At 63.7% G+C, this 18,527-nt stretch carries 15 protein-coding genes; 11 read left to right on the forward strand and 4 right to left on the reverse strand.

From position 1 onward, the window contains the following. Nucleotides 1–40: 40 nt before the first annotated feature. A complete protein-coding gene (locus tag ACI2KK_RS07520; protein ID WP_404668463.1) occupies nucleotides 41–2,497 on the reverse strand; it encodes a DNA translocase FtsK in 2,457 nt (818 codons plus the stop codon). Nucleotides 2,498–2,894: 397 nt separating this feature from the next. On the opposite strand from ACI2KK_RS07520, the gene aat reads away from it, so the two are divergent. The 3 genes from aat (at nucleotide 2,895) to infA (ending at nucleotide 4,665) form a co-directional block, all read left to right on the forward strand. Continuing rightward, nucleotides 2,895–3,575, forward strand: coding sequence for a leucyl/phenylalanyl-tRNA--protein transferase (gene aat / locus ACI2KK_RS07525; RefSeq protein ID WP_404668479.1), 681 nt, complete (start codon nucleotides 2,895–2,897; stop codon nucleotides 3,573–3,575). 60 nt (nucleotides 3,576–3,635) lie between these two features. Next, the gene (locus tag ACI2KK_RS07530) at nucleotides 3,636–4,343 is read left to right on the forward strand and encodes an arginyltransferase (RefSeq protein ID WP_217884537.1); all 708 of its coding nucleotides are present in this window, start codon (nucleotides 3,636–3,638) and stop codon (nucleotides 4,341–4,343) included. 103 nt (nucleotides 4,344–4,446) lie between these two features. After that, entirely contained in the window at nucleotides 4,447–4,665 is a 219-nt protein-coding gene (gene infA, locus ACI2KK_RS07535) for a translation initiation factor IF-1 (protein WP_002553999.1), read from the forward strand. Between the two features lie 166 nt (nucleotides 4,666–4,831). Here infA and clpA read toward each other — a convergent pair whose 3' ends face one another. Together clpA and clpS are read right to left on the reverse strand one after the other, a co-directional pair. After that, nucleotides 4,832–7,102, reverse strand: a complete 2,271-nt coding sequence (clpA, locus tag ACI2KK_RS07540; RefSeq protein WP_217884536.1) for an ATP-dependent Clp protease ATP-binding subunit ClpA — start codon at nucleotides 7,100–7,102, stop codon at nucleotides 4,832–4,834. Nucleotides 7,103–7,132: 30 nt separating this feature from the next. Further along, nucleotides 7,133–7,507: an ATP-dependent Clp protease adapter ClpS gene (clpS, locus tag ACI2KK_RS07545; protein ID WP_217842979.1), complete on the reverse strand. Its 375-nt coding sequence runs from the start codon at nucleotides 7,505–7,507 to the stop codon at nucleotides 7,133–7,135. A gap of 231 nt (nucleotides 7,508–7,738) precedes the next feature. On the opposite strand from clpS, the gene cspD reads away from it, so the two are divergent. Continuing rightward, on the forward strand, nucleotides 7,739–7,993 hold the full coding sequence (gene cspD, locus ACI2KK_RS07550; protein WP_217884535.1) for a cold shock domain-containing protein CspD: 255 nt from the start codon (nucleotides 7,739–7,741) through the stop codon (nucleotides 7,991–7,993). Between the two features lie 218 nt (nucleotides 7,994–8,211). Here the strand turns inward: cspD and icd are convergent, their stop codons facing one another. Then, on the reverse strand, nucleotides 8,212–9,468 hold the full coding sequence (icd, locus tag ACI2KK_RS07555; protein WP_217842977.1) for an NADP-dependent isocitrate dehydrogenase: 1,257 nt from the start codon (nucleotides 9,466–9,468) through the stop codon (nucleotides 8,212–8,214). 526 nt (nucleotides 9,469–9,994) lie between these two features. Here icd and ACI2KK_RS07560 point away from each other — a divergent pair. The 7 genes from ACI2KK_RS07560 to ACI2KK_RS07590 all read left to right on the forward strand — a co-directional run bounded on the left by ACI2KK_RS07560 (nucleotide 9,995) and on the right by ACI2KK_RS07590 (nucleotide 17,955). Then, complete coding sequence (locus ACI2KK_RS07560; protein ID WP_404668464.1) at nucleotides 9,995–12,220, forward strand: NADP-dependent isocitrate dehydrogenase; 2,226 nt, start codon at nucleotides 9,995–9,997, stop codon at nucleotides 12,218–12,220. Between the two features lie 190 nt (nucleotides 12,221–12,410). Further along, nucleotides 12,411–12,851, forward strand: a complete 441-nt coding sequence (locus tag ACI2KK_RS07565) for an NUDIX hydrolase (protein WP_404668465.1) — start codon at nucleotides 12,411–12,413, stop codon at nucleotides 12,849–12,851. A gap of 59 nt (nucleotides 12,852–12,910) precedes the next feature. After that, complete coding sequence (gene mnmA / locus ACI2KK_RS07570) at nucleotides 12,911–14,035, forward strand: tRNA 2-thiouridine(34) synthase MnmA (protein WP_369990891.1); 1,125 nt, start codon at nucleotides 12,911–12,913, stop codon at nucleotides 14,033–14,035. Then, nucleotides 14,032–14,658, forward strand: coding sequence for a high frequency lysogenization protein HflD (hflD, locus tag ACI2KK_RS07575; RefSeq protein ID WP_217842973.1), 627 nt, complete (start codon nucleotides 14,032–14,034; stop codon nucleotides 14,656–14,658). Before mnmA ends, hflD begins: the two co-directional genes overlap by 4 nt. A gap of 248 nt (nucleotides 14,659–14,906) precedes the next feature. After that, nucleotides 14,907–16,277: an adenylosuccinate lyase gene (purB, locus tag ACI2KK_RS07580; protein WP_404668466.1), complete on the forward strand. Its 1,371-nt coding sequence runs from the start codon at nucleotides 14,907–14,909 to the stop codon at nucleotides 16,275–16,277. Nucleotides 16,278–16,358: 81 nt separating this feature from the next. Continuing rightward, nucleotides 16,359–17,528, forward strand: coding sequence for a JmjC domain-containing protein (locus ACI2KK_RS07585; RefSeq protein WP_404668467.1), 1,170 nt, complete (start codon nucleotides 16,359–16,361; stop codon nucleotides 17,526–17,528). After that, the gene (locus ACI2KK_RS07590) at nucleotides 17,521–17,955 is read left to right on the forward strand and encodes a GNAT family N-acetyltransferase (protein WP_404668468.1); all 435 of its coding nucleotides are present in this window, start codon (nucleotides 17,521–17,523) and stop codon (nucleotides 17,953–17,955) included. The genes ACI2KK_RS07585 and ACI2KK_RS07590 overlap by 8 nt, the downstream gene beginning before the upstream one ends. The last annotated feature ends 572 nt before the right edge of the window (nucleotides 17,956–18,527 follow it).

Genomic DNA, 18,527 nt, shown 5'->3' on the forward strand with positions numbered 1-18,527 from the left:
TGGGCCGGGCGCCGTCATTGGCGCTCGGCGGGGGGAATCATCAGTCGCGCGGGCCGCCAGGGGCAATCACTTCCCGCGAGCCGTTGCTGTTCATCGGGGTGACCACGCCGGCCATTTCCATCGCCTCGATCATGCGCGCGGCGCGGTTGTAGCCGATCTTGAGCTTGCGCTGCACCGCAGAAATGGAAGCGCGGCGGCTTTCCAGCACAAACTGCACGGCTTCGTCGTACAGCGCGTCGGCTTCCGGGTCATCGCCGTCGCCACCGCCACCACCGCCGCCGTCGAAGCCGCTGCCGGCCTCCTCGACGCCGTTGAGGATGTCGTCGTTGTAGTCCGGTGCGCCGCGCAGCTTCCACGCCTCGACCGTGCGGTGCACCTCGTCGTCGGAAACGAACGCACCGTGCACACGGATCGGCAGGCTGGTGCCCGGCGGCATGTACAGCATGTCACCGTGGCCCAGCAGCTGCTCGGCGCCGCCCTGGTCGATGATGGTGCGCGAGTCGATCTTGCTCGACACCTGGAACGCCATGCGCGTGGGAATGTTGGCCTTGATCAGGCCGGTGATCACGTCCACCGACGGGCGCTGGGTGGCCAGAATCAGGTGGATACCCGCGGCACGGGCCTTTTGCGCAATCCGTGCGATCAGCTCTTCGACCTTCTTGCCGACGATCATCATCATGTCGGCGAATTCGTCCACCACCACCACGATGGTCGGCAGGGTTTTCAGTGCCGGCGGCTCGTCGTCCATGCTCTCGCGGCGGTACAGCGGGTCGTGGATGACCTCGCCGGCCTCTTGCGCATCCTTGACCTTGCGGTTGAAGCCGGCCAGGTTGCGCACGCCCATGGCCGCCATCAGCTTGTAGCGGCGTTCCATTTCGGCAACGCTCCAGCGCAGGGCGTTGGCGGCGTCCTTCATGTCGGTGACCACCGGGCACAGCAGGTGCGGAATGCCTTCGTAGATCGACAACTCGAGCATTTTCGGGTCAATCATGATCAGCCGCGCATCTTCCGGGCCGGACTTGAACAGAATCGACAGGATCATCGCGTTCACACCCACCGACTTACCGGAGCCGGTGGTACCGGCCACCAGCAGGTGGGGCATCTTGGCAAGGTCGGTGATCACCGGCTTGCCGCCGATGTCGTGGCCCAGGGCCAGGGTGACCGGGGACTTCTGCTCGTCGTACTGCGGGGTCGACAGCACCTCGGAGAAACGCACCATCTGGCGGTTCTCGTTGGGGATCTCGATACCCACGGTGGTCTTGCCCGGGATCACCTCCACCACGCGCACGCTGGTCACCGCCAGCGAGCGCGCCAGGTCCTTGGCCAGGTTGGCGATGCGGCTGACCTTCACGCCAGCAGCCGGCTGGATTTCATAGCGGGTGATGACCGGGCCCGGGTGGATGGAGTCCACCGAGACTTCAACGCCGAACTCCTTGAGCTTGACCTCCAGCAACTGGCCGACGCTGGCCAGGGACTCGGGCGAATACTCGATCTTTTTCTGCTCGGCCGGGTCGAGGATGGAAATCGAAGGCAAGGTGCCTTCCACGGCGCTGTCGATGAACAGCGGCGCCTGTTTTTCCTTCATCACCCGTTTGCTCGGCTCCGGCGCTGCCGGGGCGGCCGGCGGCATGATCACCGGGGCGGTGGCCGGGGCAGGCGCTTGTACGCGCGGCACTACCGGCTCGCGTGGCACCACCGGGCGGGCCGGCGGCTCTTCGCGCTCGACCACACGCTCGCGCGCCTGCGGTTGCGGCTTGGCCGCTTCGCGCTTGTCGGCGCTCATGGGCGCCAGGTCGAAGGCCGGCTCGTCCACCTCGCGCAGTTGCGCCACCAGGCGCTTGCGCTCGTTGCGTGCTTCCCACCAGCGAGTGGCGGCGCCCTGCACCAGTTCGAACAGGTCGAGGGTGATCTTGCCGGTCAGGTCCATCACCTTGAACCACGAAAGGTCGGTGAACACGGTCAGACCGAACAGGAACAGGGCAATGAACATCAGCGTGCTGCCCTGCACGTTCAGCAGGTTGCGCGCCAGATCGCCCAGGCTTTCGCCCAGGGCGCCCCCGGCGGAAAACGGCAGGCTGGATGACTGGTGGAAGTGGATATGCGCCAGCGCCGCACCCGACAGCACCAAAAACACCAGGCCGATCAGGCGCCAGGAAAACAGCCAGCCGCTCCACTGCCAGGGCTGGTGGCGTTCGCGGAAGATCTGCCAGGTCTTGATCGCCAGCAGCAAGGGGAATATGTAGGCGAAATAGCCCAGCACCATGAACAGGATGTCGGCGAAATACGCCCCGGCGCGGCCGGCGGCGTTCTGCACCTGCTCGGCGTTGCTGGTGTGGCTGAAACCTGGGTCGGAGGTGTCGTAGGTGACCAGGGCCATCCACAGGTACAGGCACAGCGCGCCGACAGCGATCAGCGCACCTTCCTTGAGGCGATAATGCAGCTGCTGCCGCCACAGGGGCACGGGCAAGGGAGCTGGGGTTGCGGTGGATTTCTTCAAAACGCGTCTATTCCTGCGCGAATAGTGATTGGCCGATGACTGGCCAACAAATCACTACTTTTAACATTACTGCCCGTCAGCCGCCATGGCGGCACGCCGTTCGGGGGCGTGAACGGGGGCTACTTTCATATAGCTGCAATTTGAGCATGCATTTTCTTTTGTGACAAAGGCTTATGCTGTGTTTTTGCACAGGTGTGACAGCAAATGCGCCCGATGGTGCCAACTGGAAGGTGAATACATTGCCTGGCCGGACGCATTCGCGGGTAAACCCGCTCCCACAGGTTATGCGCCAACCCTGTGGGAGCGGGTTTACCCGCGAAGAAACCCACGGCGATTGACCCTGCAAAGCTCACGCGCCATGCTGGTCGCCCTCCCCTCCCCCACCGCTCAAGACACCATGCTCACCTGGCTGACCCGCGACTCGCTGACCTTCCCGCCCCTGGAAAAGGCCCTGCACGACCCCAACGGCCTGCTCGCCGCCGGCGGCGACCTGACCCCCGAGCGCCTGGTCGCGGCTTATCGCCATGGCTGCTTCCCCTGGTATCAGGATGGCCAGCCGATTCTCTGGTGGTCACCCGACCCACGCACGGTGATGTTCCCCGATGAACTGCACGTGTCGCGTTCGCTGGCCAAGCTGATGCGCCAGGGCCGCTACCAGGTCAGCTTCGACACCGACTTCGCCGCGGTAATCGCCGCCTGCGCCGCGCCGCGCGACTACGCCGACGGCACCTGGATCACCGACAACATGCGCGCCGCCTACTGCGAGCTGCACCGGCGCGGCATCGCCCACTCGGTGGAGGTGCGCCAGGACGGCGAGCTGGTGGGCGGGCTGTATGGCCTGGCCATGGGCCGGCTGTTCTTCGGCGAATCGATGTTCAGCCGCGCCGACAACGCCTCGAAGGTGGGTTTCACCACTCTGGTGCAGCACCTCAAACAGGCCGGCTTCGTGCTGATCGACTGCCAGATGCCCACCGACCACCTGCACAGCCTGGGCGCCCGCGCCATCAGCCGGGCGAGCTTCGCCGAGCACCTGGCCACCTACCTCGACCAGCCCAACGGCGCCACCTGGGTCGCCTAGGCGCGTTGCCCGCAGCTGGCTTACACTTAGAGACAAAGTCTCACCGTAAAGGGGTTGATCATGACAGAGCTGGCGCGGTTGAAGTTTTATGCCACTCAACCCCACTCCTGCAGCTACCTGCCGGACGAGCAGGCGACCACGCTGTTTCTCGACCCGAGCCAGCCGATGGACGTGCATGTGTATGCCGACCTGTCGGAAATGGGCTTTCGCCGCAGCGGTGACCACCTCTACCGCCCGCACTGCCAACACTGCAACGCCTGCGTACCGGCGCGCATCCCCGCTGCGCGGTTCATCCCCAACCGCCAGCAACGGCGCATCCTCAAGCGCAACGCCGACCTGACCGTCACCGCCGCACGCCCTGCGTTCAAAGAGGAATACTTCGACCTGTACCGGCGCTACATCGAGCAACGCCACGCCGATGGCGACATGTACCCGCCCAGCCGTGACCAGTTCTCGACTTTTCTGGTGCGCGACCTGCCGTTCTGCTGGTTCTACGAATTCCGCCTTCAGGGCCGGCTGATGGCCGTGGCGGTGTGCGACCTGCTGCCCAACGGGCTGTCGGCGGTGTACACCTTCTACGAGCCAGAAGAGGAGCGTCGCAGCCTCGGCCGCTACGCCATCCTGTGGCAGATCACCGAAGCCCTGCGCCAGGACCTGGAGGCGGTTTATCTTGGCTACTGGATCAAGAACTGCAAGAAGATGAACTACAAGACCCAGTACCGCCCCATCGAATTGCTGATCAACCAGCGCTGGGTCAGCCTCAACTGAAAGCATTGGCTTGAAACACAATTTTCGGGCATAATCCACGCCACTTTTTTTGCCCGGTGCAGTCACGCGTCGGGCCAACACTGGATACCGAGGGCTTTACTGCATGTCGAAAGAAGACAGCTTCGAAATGGAAGGCACTGTCGTCGACACCCTGCCCAACACCATGTTCCGCGTGGAGTTGGAAAACGGGCACGTCGTTACCGCGCACATCTCCGGCAAGATGCGCAAGAACTACATCCGTATTCTCACTGGCGACAAGGTCCGCGTCGAACTGACGCCGTACGACCTGAGCAAGGGCCGCATCACCTACCGTGCGCGCTAAGCTTTAGTCATGAAAAAGCCCGGCCATGTGCCGGGCTTTTTTGTGGGTGCTCATAAAGCAGGGCTGCTGTGCAGCCCTTTCGCGACACAAGGCCGCTCCTACAGGGAAATGATCTCTCTGTAGGAGCGGCCTTGTGTCGCGAAAGGGCCGCGCAGCGGCCCCAGCCTTACGCGACCTCTGCCGTGGTCTCGTAGTCGAACACCAGCTCGCCATCGCGCATGTCGATGTGCACCACACCGCCATGCTCGGCCAGCTCGCCAAACAGGATCTCCTCGGCCAGCGGCCGCTTGATCTTGTCCTGGATCAGCCGCGCCATCGGCCGCGCGCCCATCTGCACGTCGTAACCCGAGGCCGCCAGCCAGCCGCGGGCGGCATCGGAAACCTCCAGCAGCACGCGCTTGTCCTCCAGCTGCGCCTGCAGCTCGATGAGGAACTTGTCGACGATGCTCTTGATGGTCTCGTGGGACAGCCGGCCGAACTGGATGATGGTATCCAGGCGGTTGCGGAACTCCGGCGTGAAGCTCTTGCGGATGACTTCCATGGCGTCGGACGAGTGGTCCTGGTGAGTAAAGCCGATCGAGGCCCGCGCGGCGGTTTCGGCGCCGGCGTTGGTGGTCATGATCAGGATCACGTTGCGGAAGTCCGCCTTGCGCCCGTTGTTGTCGGTCAGGGTGCCGTGGTCCATCACCTGCAGCAGCAGGTTGAAGACTTCCGGGTGGGCCTTCTCGATTTCATCGAGCAGCAACACGCAGTGCGGCTGCTTGGTGATCGCCTCGGTCAACAGGCCGCCCTGGTCGAAACCAACGTAGCCTGGCGGGGCACCGATCAGGCGCGACACAGTGTGGCGCTCCATGTACTCGGACATGTCGAAGCGCACCAGCTCCACGCCCAGCGCCTTGGCCAGCTGACGGGCAGCTTCGGTCTTGCCCACACCGGTGGGGCCGGCGAACAGGAACGAACCCACCGGCTTGTCCGGTGACTTCAGGCCTGCACGGGACAGCTTGATGGCGGTGGCCAACGAGTCGATCGCCGCATCCTGGCCGAACACGGTCAGCTTGAGGTCACGCTCGAGGTTGCGCAGCAGCTCCTTGTCGGAGCTGGTGACATGCTTCGGCGGAATCCGCGCGATCTTGGCGACGATGTCCTCGACCTGCGGCACGTCGATACGTTTGACGCGGTTGGCCTCGGGCTGCAGGCGCTGGTAGGCGCCGGCCTCGTCGATCACGTCGATGGCCTTGTCCGGCATATGCCGGTCATTGATGTAGCGCGAAGCGAGTTCGGCGGCGGCGCGCAGGGCTTCGTCGCTGTACTCGATGTTGTGGTGGCTTTCGAAGCGGCCCTTGAGCCCGCGCAGAATCCCCACGGTGTCTTCCACCGACGGCTCGGTGACATCGACCTTCTGGAAGCGCCGCGCCAGGGCACGGTCCTTCTCGAAGATGCCGCGGAACTCCTGGAAGGTGGTCGAGCCGATGCAGCGGATATCCCCCGACGACAACAGCGGCTTGAGCAGGTTGGAGGCGTCCATCACCCCGCCCGACGCCGCACCGGCACCAATGATGGTGTGGATCTCGTCGATGAACAGGATCGCTTGCGGGCGCTTGCGCAGCTCGCCGAGCAGCGCCTTGAAGCGCTTCTCGAAATCGCCGCGGTACTTGGTACCGGCCAGCAATGCACCCAGGTCGAGGGAATACACCACGCTCTGGGCCAGCAGGTCGGGTACCTGGCCGTCGACGATACGCTTGGCCAAGCCTTCGGCGATGGCGGTCTTGCCGACACCGGCCTCGCCCACCAGCAGCGGGTTGTTCTTGCGCCGACGGGCAAGAATCTGCGCCACACGCTCGACCTCCTGCTCGCGACCTACCAGCGGGTCGATACGCCCGGCACGGGCCAGTTCGTTGAGGTTGCTGGCGTAGGCGTCCAGCGGGTTGCTGGAAGACGAAGACTCACCGCCCTCCTCGTCCTGCATTTCCTGGTCGCTGTCGGTGTTCGGGCCATGGCCCGGCACCTTGCTGATGCCGTGGGCAATGTAGTTGACCACGTCGATGCGGGCCACGCTCTGCTGCTTGAGCAGGAACACGGCCTGGCTTTCCTGTTCGCTGAAAATGGCTACCAGCACGTTGGCGCCAGTGACTTCGCGTTTGCCAGAGCTTTGCACGTGGAACACGGCGCGCTGCAGCACCCGCTGGAAGCCCAGGGTCGGTTGCGTTTCGCGGTCCTCGTCATGCACGGGGATCAGCGGCGTGGTGGAATCGATGAACTCTTGCAGGTCGTGCTTGAGCTTGTCGAGATTGGCGCCACAGGCGCGCAGAACGGTCGCGGCGGCCTCGTTGTCAAGGAGTGCCAGCAACAGGTGTTCGACGGTCATGAACTCATGACGCTTCGAACGGGCCTCCTTGAAGGCCAGATTGAGGGTGACTTCGAGCTCGCGGTTTAACATAGCTTCACCTCATACCCAAGTGGTCGGCGATTAACCGTCCTTCTCGATTTCACAGAGTAGCGGATGCTGGCTTTCCCTGGCGTATTGGTTGACCTGCATGGCCTTCGTTTCGGCGATGTCACGGGTAAACAATCCGCACACTGCCCGCCCCTCGGTATGGACGGTCAGCATGATCTTGGTCGCCAGCTCGCGGTTCAGATTGAAGAACGTCTCGAGCACTTCGACGACGAAATCCATTGGCGTGTAGTCATCGTTGAACAAAACCACCTTGTACATCGGTGGCGCCTGCAGAAGCGGCTTGGCCTCCTGTACCGCGAGACCGGCGCCGTCATCCTCGTGCCCGTCTTCATGCGACTGCGGGCGATCCTGATTGAATGTTAGTCGAATCTCACTGAGTACATGCATGGAAAGAATTTCATCATGATCGACAAGTTAAGGTTGTGGGTTGACCGCACAGGCCCCATTCGGCGCGGGCGCCGGGTGACCTTGACTATCGGCAAAACGGTGTTACAACCAATAGGAACCCACCGTGGTCGATAAAGATCCGCGCAGTCAACCAGATTTTCTCGCATGGTTCGTATGCGGATGACGTGGATGATACTCCAGTGATGGAGTCCTTTGCAGAGGGACATAGGGATGGCAAGCGGTAAAGTCAAGTGGTTCAACAATGCCAAAGGCTACGGATTCGTCAATGAAGAGGGTAAGACCGACGACCTGTTCGCGCATTATTCAGCGATTCAGATGGACGGTTACAAGACCCTCAAAGCCGGGCAATCCGTGGAGTTCGAGATCATCCAGGGCCCCAAGGGCCTGCACGCCGTCAATATCAAGGATGCCGCTGCAGCGGCCAGGGCCGTAGGGCAGTCCGAGAACGAGACAGTGCAAGTCTGACCCCCAGCTCTCTGCCGGTATACGAAAAAACCGGCCGCCTCTTTACCGAGGCGGCCGGTTTTCGTTTGTGGGCATGTGAATGGCACAGGCTGCCTGCACTGGCCACATCGCCGGCAAGCCGGCTCCTACAGGTACAGCGCAGGCCTGAAGATCAGGCAATCCCTGTAGGAGCGGGTTCACCCGCGAACACGGGCCAAGCCCGTGCCAGGCGGCGCGCCTTACATATGCTTGATCATCGCATCGCCAAAGCCGGAACTGCCCACCAGCGTGGCCCCGTCCATCAAGCGCTCGAAGTCGTAAGTGACGGTCTTGGCGGCAATCGCACCGTTGGTGCCCTTGATGATCAAATCGGCAGCCTCGGTCCAGCCCATGTGCCGCAGCATCATCTCGGCTGAAAGAATCACCGACCCCGGGTTGACCTTGTCCTGCCCGGCATACTTGGGCGCCGTGCCGTGGGTGGCCTCGAACATGGCCACCGTGTCCGAAAGGTTGGCCCCCGGCGCAATGCCGATACCGCCCACCTCGGCCGCCAGCGCGTCAGACAGGTAGTCGCCATTGAGGTTAAGAGTGGCGATCACGTCGTATTCGGCCGGGCGCAGCAGGATCTGCTGCAGCATGGCGTCGGCGATGGCATCCTTGACGATCACTTCGCGGCCGCTTTTCGGGTTCTTGAACTTCATCCACGGGCCGCCATCGAGCAATTCGGCGCCAAACTCGTCCCGCGCCACCTCGTAGCCCCAGTCCTTGAACGCCCCCTCGGTGAACTTCATGATGTTGCCCTTGTGCACCAGGGTCAGCGACTCGCGGTCGTTGTCCACCACGTACTGCAAGGCCTTGCGCACCAGGCGCTTGGTGCCCTCCTTCGAGACCGGCTTGACGCCGATGCCGCAGTCCTGGTCGAAGCGGATCTTGGTGACGCCCATTTCCTCCTTGAGGAACTTGATCACCTTGTTCGCCTCGGGCGAGCCGGCCTTCCACTCGATGCCGGCATAAATATCCTCGGAGTTCTCGCGGAAGATCACCATGTCCACATCACCCGGCTTCTTGACCGGACTGGGCACGCCCTGGAACCACAGCACCGGGCGCAGGCACACGTAAAGGTCCAGTTGCTGGCGCAGGGCGACGTTGAGCGAACGGATGCCACCGCCTACCGGCGTGGTCAGCGGCCCCTTGATCGACACGACATAGTCTTTCACCGCATCCAGGGTTTCCTGGGGCAGCCAGGTGTCCTGGTCGTATACCTGGGTGGCTTTCTCGCCGGCGTATACCTCCATCCAGGCGATTTTGCGTTTGCCGCCGTAGGCCTTTTGCACGGCGGCATCGACCACCTTGATCATCACCGGCGATACGTCCACGCCGATGCCGTCGCCTTCGATGTAGGGGATGATGGGGTGGTCGGGAACGTTGAGCGAATGGTCTGCATTGACGGTGATCTTGGTGCCGTCGGCCGGAACCTTGATTTTCTGGTATCCCATGCTGCACTACTCCGCTTTTCCTGGTGTGGGTGGAAATCGAGCGCTGCACTGAGCCTAAACCACATCTGCCGACCTGCAACTGCAAGGTGCCAGCCTGCCAGACAAACCTTTTCGCCTTCGCGGGTAAACCCGCTCCCACAGGGCGCGCGATACCTGTGGGAGCGGGTTTACCCGCGAATGGCCACACGCCAATGCCTGCGACATCCCGCCACATTGCCCCTACGTCTTTGGTCTTATAAACGGCGCGATCGCACTTGACCTTGCTGAATCGACCAAAGGGTTTGATATACTGCGCCGCGACCGCAGGGTCATCGGGGCGAACCCTTGGAAAACGCGGCTCGCCCTTGGTCACGAAGACCACCAAGCCTGGGTTGTTACCGCACCCCAGCAATTGACGCTCGACTGATGCATCCACCATCACCGCTCGCAGCCTCTCGACTTTCCGCTCATGGCGATGCCAGGGCGAAGCGCCTACCCTGCGCACCTCGAGACTCGAGTACGCTCAGCACACAGAGAGTTAACCCGCATGCCCACCCGTTCCAAGATCATCTATACCTTCACCGACGAAGCCCCCGCCCTCGCCACCTACTCGCTGCTGCCGATCGTCGAAGCCTTCACCGCTTCAGCCGACATCGCCGTTGAAACCCGCGATATTTCCCTGGCTGGCCGTATCCTCGCGGCGTTCCCCGAGCAACTGGGCGCAGAGAAGCAGGTAGGCGATCACCTGGCGGAACTGGGCCAGCTGGCCACCACTCCTGAAGCCAACATCATCAAGCTGCCGAACATCTCCGCATCGGTTCCGCAGCTCAAGGCCGCCATCAAGGAGCTGCAAGCCAAGGGCTTCAACATCCCTGACTACGCCGACGAGCCAGCCAGCGCTGACGAGAAAGAATCCCGCGCCCGCTACGACCGCATCAAAGGTTCGGCCGTGAACCCGGTGCTGCGCGAAGGCAACTCCGACCGCCGCGCGCCGCTGTCGGTCAAGAACTACGCCCGCAAGCACCCGCACAAGATGGGCGCCTGGGCCGCCGACTCGCAGTCGCACGTTGCCCACATGACCCAGGGCGACTTCTACGGCAGCGAAAAGGCCGCGCTGATCGAGGCTGACGACAGCCTGCGCATCGAGCTGGTCGCAAAAGACGGCAGCACCACCGTGCTGAAAGAAAAGACCGCCGTCAAAGCTGCCGAAGTGATCGACTGCGCCACCATGAGCCGCAAGGCCCTGAAAGCCTTCATCGCCGAGCAGATCGCCGATGCCAAGGCCTCCGGCGTGCTGCTGTCGGTGCACCTGAAAGCCACCATGATGAAGGTTTCCGACCCGATCATGTTCGGCGTCATCGTCGAAGAGTTCTACGGCGACGTGCTCAACAAGCATGCAGCAGCCCTGACCGAAGTCGGCTTCAACGCCAACAACGGCATCGGCGACCTGTACGCCCGCATCAAGGACCTGCCTGCTGAAAAGCAAGCCGAGATCGAAGCCGACATCCAGGCCCTGTACGCCGTTCGCCCGGCCCTGGCCATGGTCAACTCGGACAAAGGCATCACCAACCTGCACGTACCGAGCGACGTCATCGTCGACGCCTCGATGCCGGCAATGATCCGCGACTCGGGCAAGATGTGGAACACCGCCGGTGAGCTGCAGGACGCCAAGGCCGTGATCCCGGACCGCTGCTACGCCGGCATCTACCAGGCCACCATCGAAGACTGCAAGGTCAACGGTGCCTTCGACCCGACCACCATGGGCAGCGTGCCGAACGTTGGCCTGATGGCGCAAAAAGCCGAAGAGTACGGCTCCCACGACAAGACCTTCCAGATCAAGGCCGACGGCGTCGTGCGCGTGGTCGATGGCAAGGGCAAGGTCGTTCTGGAGCAGAACGTCGAAGCCGGTGACATCTTCCGCATGTGCCAGACCAAGGACGCGCCGATCCAGGACTGGGTCAAGCTGGCCGTCAACCGCGCCCGCCTGAGCAACACCCCGGCGGTGTTCTGGCTGGACCCTGCCCGTGCCCACGACGGCGTGATGATCGAGAAGGTACAGAAGTACCTGAAAGACCACGACACCACCGGCCTGGACATCCGCGTACTGGCCCCGGTCGACGCCATCAAGTTCTCCCTGGCCCGTATCCGCGAAGGCAAGGACACCATCTCGGTGACCGGCAACGTGCTGCGCGACTACCTGACCGACCTGTTCCCGATCATGGAACTGGGCACCAGTGCCAAGATGCTGTCGATCGTGCCGCTGATGAACGGCGGTGGCCTGTTCGAAACCGGCGCCGGCGGTTCGGCACCCAAGCACGTGCAGCAGCTGGTTGAAGAGAACTTCCTGCGTTGGGACTCGCTGGGTGAATTCCTGGCCCTGGCCGCCTCGCTCGAGCACCTGGGCAACACCTACGACAACCCGCGCGCCAAGGTTCTGGCCAACACCCTGGACCAGGCTACCGGCAAGTTCCTCGACACCAACAAGTCGCCTTCGCGCAAAGTCGGTGGTATCGACAACCGCGGTAGCCACTTCTACCTGACCCTGTACTGGGCCGAAGCCCTGGCCGCCCAGGCTGACGACGCTGCGCTGCAAGCGCGCTTCGCACCACTGGCAAAAACCCTGGCCGAGAACGAAGCAACCATCGTTGCCGAGCTCAACGCCGTACAGGGCAAGCCGGCCGACATCGGTGGCTACTACGCCCCGGATGCCGAGCTGACCGCCAAGGTGATGCGCCCAAGCCAGACCCTGAACAGCGCCATTGCCGCCCTGTAAGGTTCGCTTGAGCTAACCCACAAACCCCGGCCACGCACCGGGGTTTGTGCTTTCTGGGCAGATGATATCAAGCGGCTAACGCGCACCCTGTGGGAGCGGGTTTACCCGCGAATGCGATGGTAAATCTGATGACGCATTCGCGGGTAAACCCGCTCCCACAGGGTACGCGCCAGCCCTCAAGGAGCAGCTCATGACCTGGCAACCCCACATTACCGTCGCCACCGTCGTCGAACAGGACGGCAAATTCCTCTTCGTCGAAGAATTCAAAGCCGGCCAGCACGTCTTCAACCAACCTGCCGGTCACCTGGAACCCAACGAAACCCTCACCCAGGCCGCCCTGCGCGAAACCCTCGAAGAGACCGCCTGGGACGTCGAACTCACAGGCGTGGTCGGCATCTACCTGTATACCGCCCCCAGCAACGGCGTCACCTACCAGCGCATCTGCTTCGCCGCCCGCCCGGTGCGCCACCACCCGCAGCGCGCCCTGGACAGCGACATCGTGCGCGCCGTGTGGCTGAACCGCGATGAACTGCTGGCCGCCCCCGAGCGCTGGCGCAGCGAACTGGTGCCGCGCTGCCTGGACGACTACCTGAAAGGCCCATTGCACAGCCTTGAGCTGCTGCGCGACTGACGCAACCTGCGCGGGTTTGATAGAATCCGCGCTTTTCCCCCTGATACACACCGGTAGCCATGACCAGCCCAGCACTCAAAGACCCCGCCAAGACCCGCGTCATCGTCGGCATGTCCGGCGGCGTGGACTCTTCCGTCTCCGCCCTTCTGCTCATGGAGCAGGGCTACCAGGTGGAAGGGTTGTTCATGAAAAACTGGGAAGAGGACGACGGCACCGAATACTGCACCGCCCGCGAAGACCTGGCCGACGCCCAGGCCGTGTGCGACCGTATCGGCATCAAGCTGCACACCGCCAACTTCGCCGCCGAATACTGGGACAACGTGTTCGAGCATTTTCTTGAAGAGTACAAGGCCGGCCGCACGCCCAACCCGGACATCCTCTGCAACCGCGAAATCAAGTTCAAGGCGTTCCTCGACTACGCCCTCTCGCTGGGCGCCGACCTTATCGCCACCGGCCACTACGTGCGCCGCCGCGACACCGGCGAGCTCACCGAACTGCTCAAGGGCCTGGACCCGAACAAGGACCAGAGCTACTTCCTGCACGCCGTGGGCGGCAACGAAATCGCCCGCACCCTGTTCCCGGTGGGCGAGCTGGAAAAGCCCGAAGTACGCGCCATCGCCGAAAAACACGGCCTGGCCACGGCGAAGAAAAAGGACTCCACCGGCATCTGCTTCATCGGCGAGCGCCGCTTCAGCGATTTTCTCAAGCAGTACCTGCCGGCCCAGCCCGGCGAGATCGAAACCACTGATGGTGAAGTGATCGGCCGCCACCATGGCCTGATGTACCACACCATCGGCCAGCGCCAGGGCCTCGGTATCGGCGGCCTGAAAGACGCCGGCGACGAGCCGTGGTACGTGCTGCACAAGGACCTTGCGCGCAACGTGCTGGTGGTCGGCCAGGGCAACGAACACCCGTGGCTGTTCTCCCGCGCCCTGCTGGCCTCGGAAATTTTCTGGGTCAACCCCATCGACCTGTCCAGCCCGCGTCGCCTCACCGCCAAGGTGCGCTACCGCCAAAGCGACCAGCACTGCACCCTGGAGCTGACCGAAACCGGCTACCGCGCCGTGTTCGACGAGCCGCAGCGCGCGGTCACCCCCGGCCAGTCGGTGGTGTTCTACGACGGCGAAGTGTGCCTGGGCGGCGGCGTGATCGAGACCGCCGAGCCGTGGAGCCCGCGCGCATGAACAACCTGCAGGAGCAACTGGTCGCCCTGGGCGGCGTGTTCCAGGCCGCCGTGCTGGTGGACCGTATCGCCCGCACCGGCCAGGCCAGCGAGGCCAACATCGGCTGCATGCTCGGCAGCCTGCTGGTGCGCGACCCGAACAACACCCTGGAGGTGTTCGGCGGCGACGACCTCAACCTGCGCGACGGCTACCGCGCGCTGGTCGGCGCCCTGGAGCGCGACCCCAGCAGCCTGCAGCGCGAGCCGCTGCGCTACGCCCTGTCGATGCTGGGCCTGGAGCGCCAGCTGAACAAGCGCGGCGACCTGCTCGACACCATCGGCAACCGCCTGCCGCAGATCCAGTCCCAGGCCGAGCATTTCGGTTTGGTTCACGATAACGTCATCGCTTCCAGTGGAGCCTTGTACCAGGACACCCTGAGCACCCTGCGCCAGCGTATCCAGGTGCACGGCGACATGCGCTTTTTGCAGCAGGCCGGCAACGCCTCGAAAATCCGCGCCCTGCTGCTGGCCGGCATCCGCGCCGCACGCCTGTGGCGCCAACTGGGCGGGCACCGCTGGCAGCTGGTATTCAGCCGGCGCAAGCTGCTCAACGAACTGTACGGGATGATGCGAACCGCCGATTGACCGGCGCATCGCCCCCTGTGTAGGAGCGGCCTTGTGTCGCGAAAGGGCTGCATCGCAGCCCCGGCAATGCGCGCTGAAACTCAGATCCCGGGGCCGCTGCGCGCCCCTTTCGCGACACAAGGCCGCTCCTACACAGGGACCGCAACACGCTTCGAAACGGCCCGACCTTTGGTCAGCCACCCGACTCCGGCGCATTTTTCATGTATGATATGCGCCCTTCCAAAAGCCTGACTGTCCGAGAACACCCCATGCAGCTTTCTTCGCTCACTGCGGTTTCCCCTGTAGACGGCCGTTACGCCGGCAAAACCCAGGCCTTGCGCCCCATTTTCAGCGAATTCGGCCTGATCCGTTTCCGCGCCCTGGTCGAAGTGCGCTGGTTGCAGCGCCTGGCCGCTCACCCGCAAATCGGCGAAGTGCCGGCGTTTTCCGCCGAAGCCAACGCCCTGCTGGACAGCCTGGCCACCGACTTCAAGCTCGAGCACGCCGAACGCGTCAAAGAAATCGAGCGCACCACCAACCACGACGTCAAGGCCATCGAGTACCTGCTCAAGGAGCAGGCTGCGCAACTGCCTGAACTGGCCAAGGTCAGCGAGTTCATCCACTTCGCCTGCACCAGCGAGGACATCAACAACCTGTCCCACGCCCTGATGCTGCGCGCCGGCCGTGACGAAGTGCTGCTGCCGCTGATGCGCCAGATCGCCGAGTCGATCCGCGCCCTGGCCCACGCCCACGCCGAAGTGCCGATGCTGTCGCGCACCCACGGTCAGCCGGCCTCGCCGACCACCCTGGGCAAAGAGCTGGCCAACGTCGTCTACCGCCTGGAGCGCCAGATCGCCCAGGTGGCCGCCGTGCCGCTGCTGGGCAAGATCAACGGCGCCGTGGGCAACTACAACGCCCACCTGTCGGCCTACTCGCAAGTGGACTGGGAAGAAAACGCCCGCGCCTTCATCGAAGACGAGCTGGGCCTGCAGTTCAACCCGTACACCACCCAGATCGAGCCGCACGACTACATCGCCGAGCTGTTCGACGCCATCGCCCGCTTCAACACCATCCTCATCGACTTCGACCGCGACGTCTGGGGCTACATCTCGCTGGGCTACTTCAAGCAGAAGACCGTGGCCGGCGAAATCGGCTCCTCGACCATGCCGCACAAGGTCAACCCGATCGACTTCGAAAACTCCGAAGGCAACCTGGGTATTGCCAACGCGCTGTTCCAGCACCTGGCCAGCAAGCTGCCGATTTCGCGCTGGCAGCGTGACCTGACCGACTCCACCGTGCTGCGCAACCTGGGCGTGGGCTTTGCCCACAGCGTCATCGCCTATGAAGCCAGCCTGAAGGGCATCGGCAAGCTCGAAGTCAACCAGGCCCGTATCGCCGCCGACCTGGACGCCTGCTGGGAAGTCCTCGCCGAGCCGATCCAGACCGTCATGCGCCGCTTCAACATCGAGAACCCCTACGAGAAGCTCAAAGAGCTGACCCGTGGCAAGGGCATCACGCCAGAAGCGCTGCTGACCTTCATCGATGGCCTGGACATGCCAGCCGAAGCCAAGGCCGAGCTCAAGCTGCTCACCCCTGCGACCTACATCGGTAACGCGGTGGCCCAGGCCAAACGCATCTAAGCTGAGCGCAGCGTTCAACGCCCGGCCTCGCCGGGCGTTTTTATTCCCGTACGAAAATTACGTTTTTTCAATAGGTTGAACATGAATTCTGATACTCCACTGCAACTGCTGGGCGGCCTCACGGCCCGTGAATTCCTGCGCGACTACTGGCAGAAGAAGCCGCTGCTGGTGCGCCAGGCGTTCACCGACTTCGTCAGCCCCATCGACCCCGACGAACTGGCCGGCCTGGCCCTGGAAGAAGAAGTCGAGTCGCGCCTGGTGCTCGAGCACGGCGAGCGCCCCTGGGAGCTGCGCCGCGGCCCGTTCGCCGAAGACGCCTTCGCCGACCTGCCCGAGCGTGACTGGACCCTGCTGGTGCAGTCGGTCGACCAGTTCGTACCGGAAGTGGCCGAGCTGCTCGAAGAATTCCGCTTCCTGCCCAGCTGGCGTATCGATGACGTGATGATCAGCTACGCCGCCCCCGGTGGCAGCGTCGGCCCGCACTTCGACAACTACGACGTGTTCCTGCTGCAAGGCCACGGCACCCGCAACTGGAAAGTCGGGCAGATGTGCAACAGCGACAGCGCGCTGATCGAGCACGCCGACCTGCGCATCCTCGCCGACTTCGAGCAAAGCCAAGAGTGGAGCCTGGAGCCCGGCGACATGCTCTACCTGCCGCCGCGCCTGGCCCACTACGGCATCGCCGAAGACGAGTGCCTGACCTACTCGGTCGGCTTCCGCGCCCCGAGCGCCGCCGAAGTGCTGACCCACTTCACCGACTTCCTCAGCCAGTTCCTGCCTGACGAAGAGCGCTACAGCGACGCCGACGCCGTGCCTGCGGCCGACCCGCACCAGATCCAGCACGACGCCCTCGACCGCCTCAAGGGCCTGATCGACAAGCACATGAACGACAAGGACCTGCTGCTGACCTGGTTCGGCCAGTTCATGACCGAGCCGCGCTACCCGGAGCTGGTGACAGGCGAAGAGCTGAGCGAAGCCGAGCTGCAGGACAGCCTTGAGCAAGGCGCCGTGCTGATTCGCAACCCAAGCGCGCGCATGGCCTGGTCGGAGGTCGAAGACGACCTGCTGCTGTTCGCCAGCGGCCAGAGCCGCCTGCTGTCGGGCCACCTGCGCCCGCTGCTGAAGCTGATCTGCGCCGCCGACGCCCTGCACATCGAGAACCTCGGCAAGTGGATCGCCGACGAAGAAGGCCTGACGCTGGTCTGCCAGCTGATCAAGCAAGGAAGCCTGGGGTTTGCCAACGATGAATAAGATCAGTGTGCGCCTGGCCGACTGGCACAAGGATAACGCCGACATCCATCGCATCCGCAGCGCCGTGTTCGTCGCCGAACAGCACGTGCCGCCAGAGCTTGAGTTCGACGCCGAAGACCCGACCGCGGTGCATTTTCTGGCCATGGAGGGCGACTACCCGATCGGTACCGCCCGCCTGCTGCCCGACGGCACCATCGGCCGGGTTTCGGTGCTCAAGGACTGGCGCGGCCTGAACGTCGGCGATGCGCTGATGCGTGCGGTGATCACCGAAGCGCAGAACCGCGACCTCAAGCAGCAGATGCTCAGCGCCCAGGTGCACGCCACGCCGTTCTACGAGCGCCTGGGCTTCCGGGTGGTCAGCGAGGAGTTCCTCGAAGCCGGCATCCCGCACGTCGACATGGTGCGCGACTCCTGCGAGATCGTCTGACCTCGCAATCCTGCGCCGGCCTCATCGCAGGCTTCGCCAGCTCCCACAGGTACGGCGCATATCTCACCGTCAGCGGTAATCCTGTAGGAGCGGGCTTGCCCGCGAACACCGGCGCAGCCGGTGCCAGCCACCGCACTGCCTGCTTCGCGGCACAAGGCCGCTCCTACAGGTACAGCGCTGCCTCAGACCTCGCGCAGTCCTGTAGGAGCGGGCTTGCCCGCGAACACCGGCGCAGCCGGTGCCAGCCACCGCACTGCCTGCTTCGCGACACAAGGCCGCTCCTACAGGTACAGCGCTGCCTCAGACCTCGCGCGGTCCTGTAGGAGCGGGCTTGCCCCGCGAACACCGGCGCAGCCGGTGCCAGCCACCGCACTGCCTGCTTCGCAGCACAAGGCCGCTCCTACAGGTACAGCGCTGCCTCAGACCTCGCGCGGTCCTGTAGGAGCGGGCTTGCCCGCGAACACCGGCGCAGCCGGTGCCAGCCACTGCGCTGCCTGCTTCGCGGCACAAGGCCGCTCCTACAGGTACAGCGCTGCCTCAGACCTTGCGCGGTCCTGTAGGAGCGGGCTTGC

This window comes from Pseudomonas sp. NPDC089406 (assembly GCF_044900265.1).
In the GTDB taxonomy this organism is placed as follows: Bacteria; Pseudomonadota; Gammaproteobacteria; order Pseudomonadales; family Pseudomonadaceae; genus Aquipseudomonas; species Aquipseudomonas fakonensis.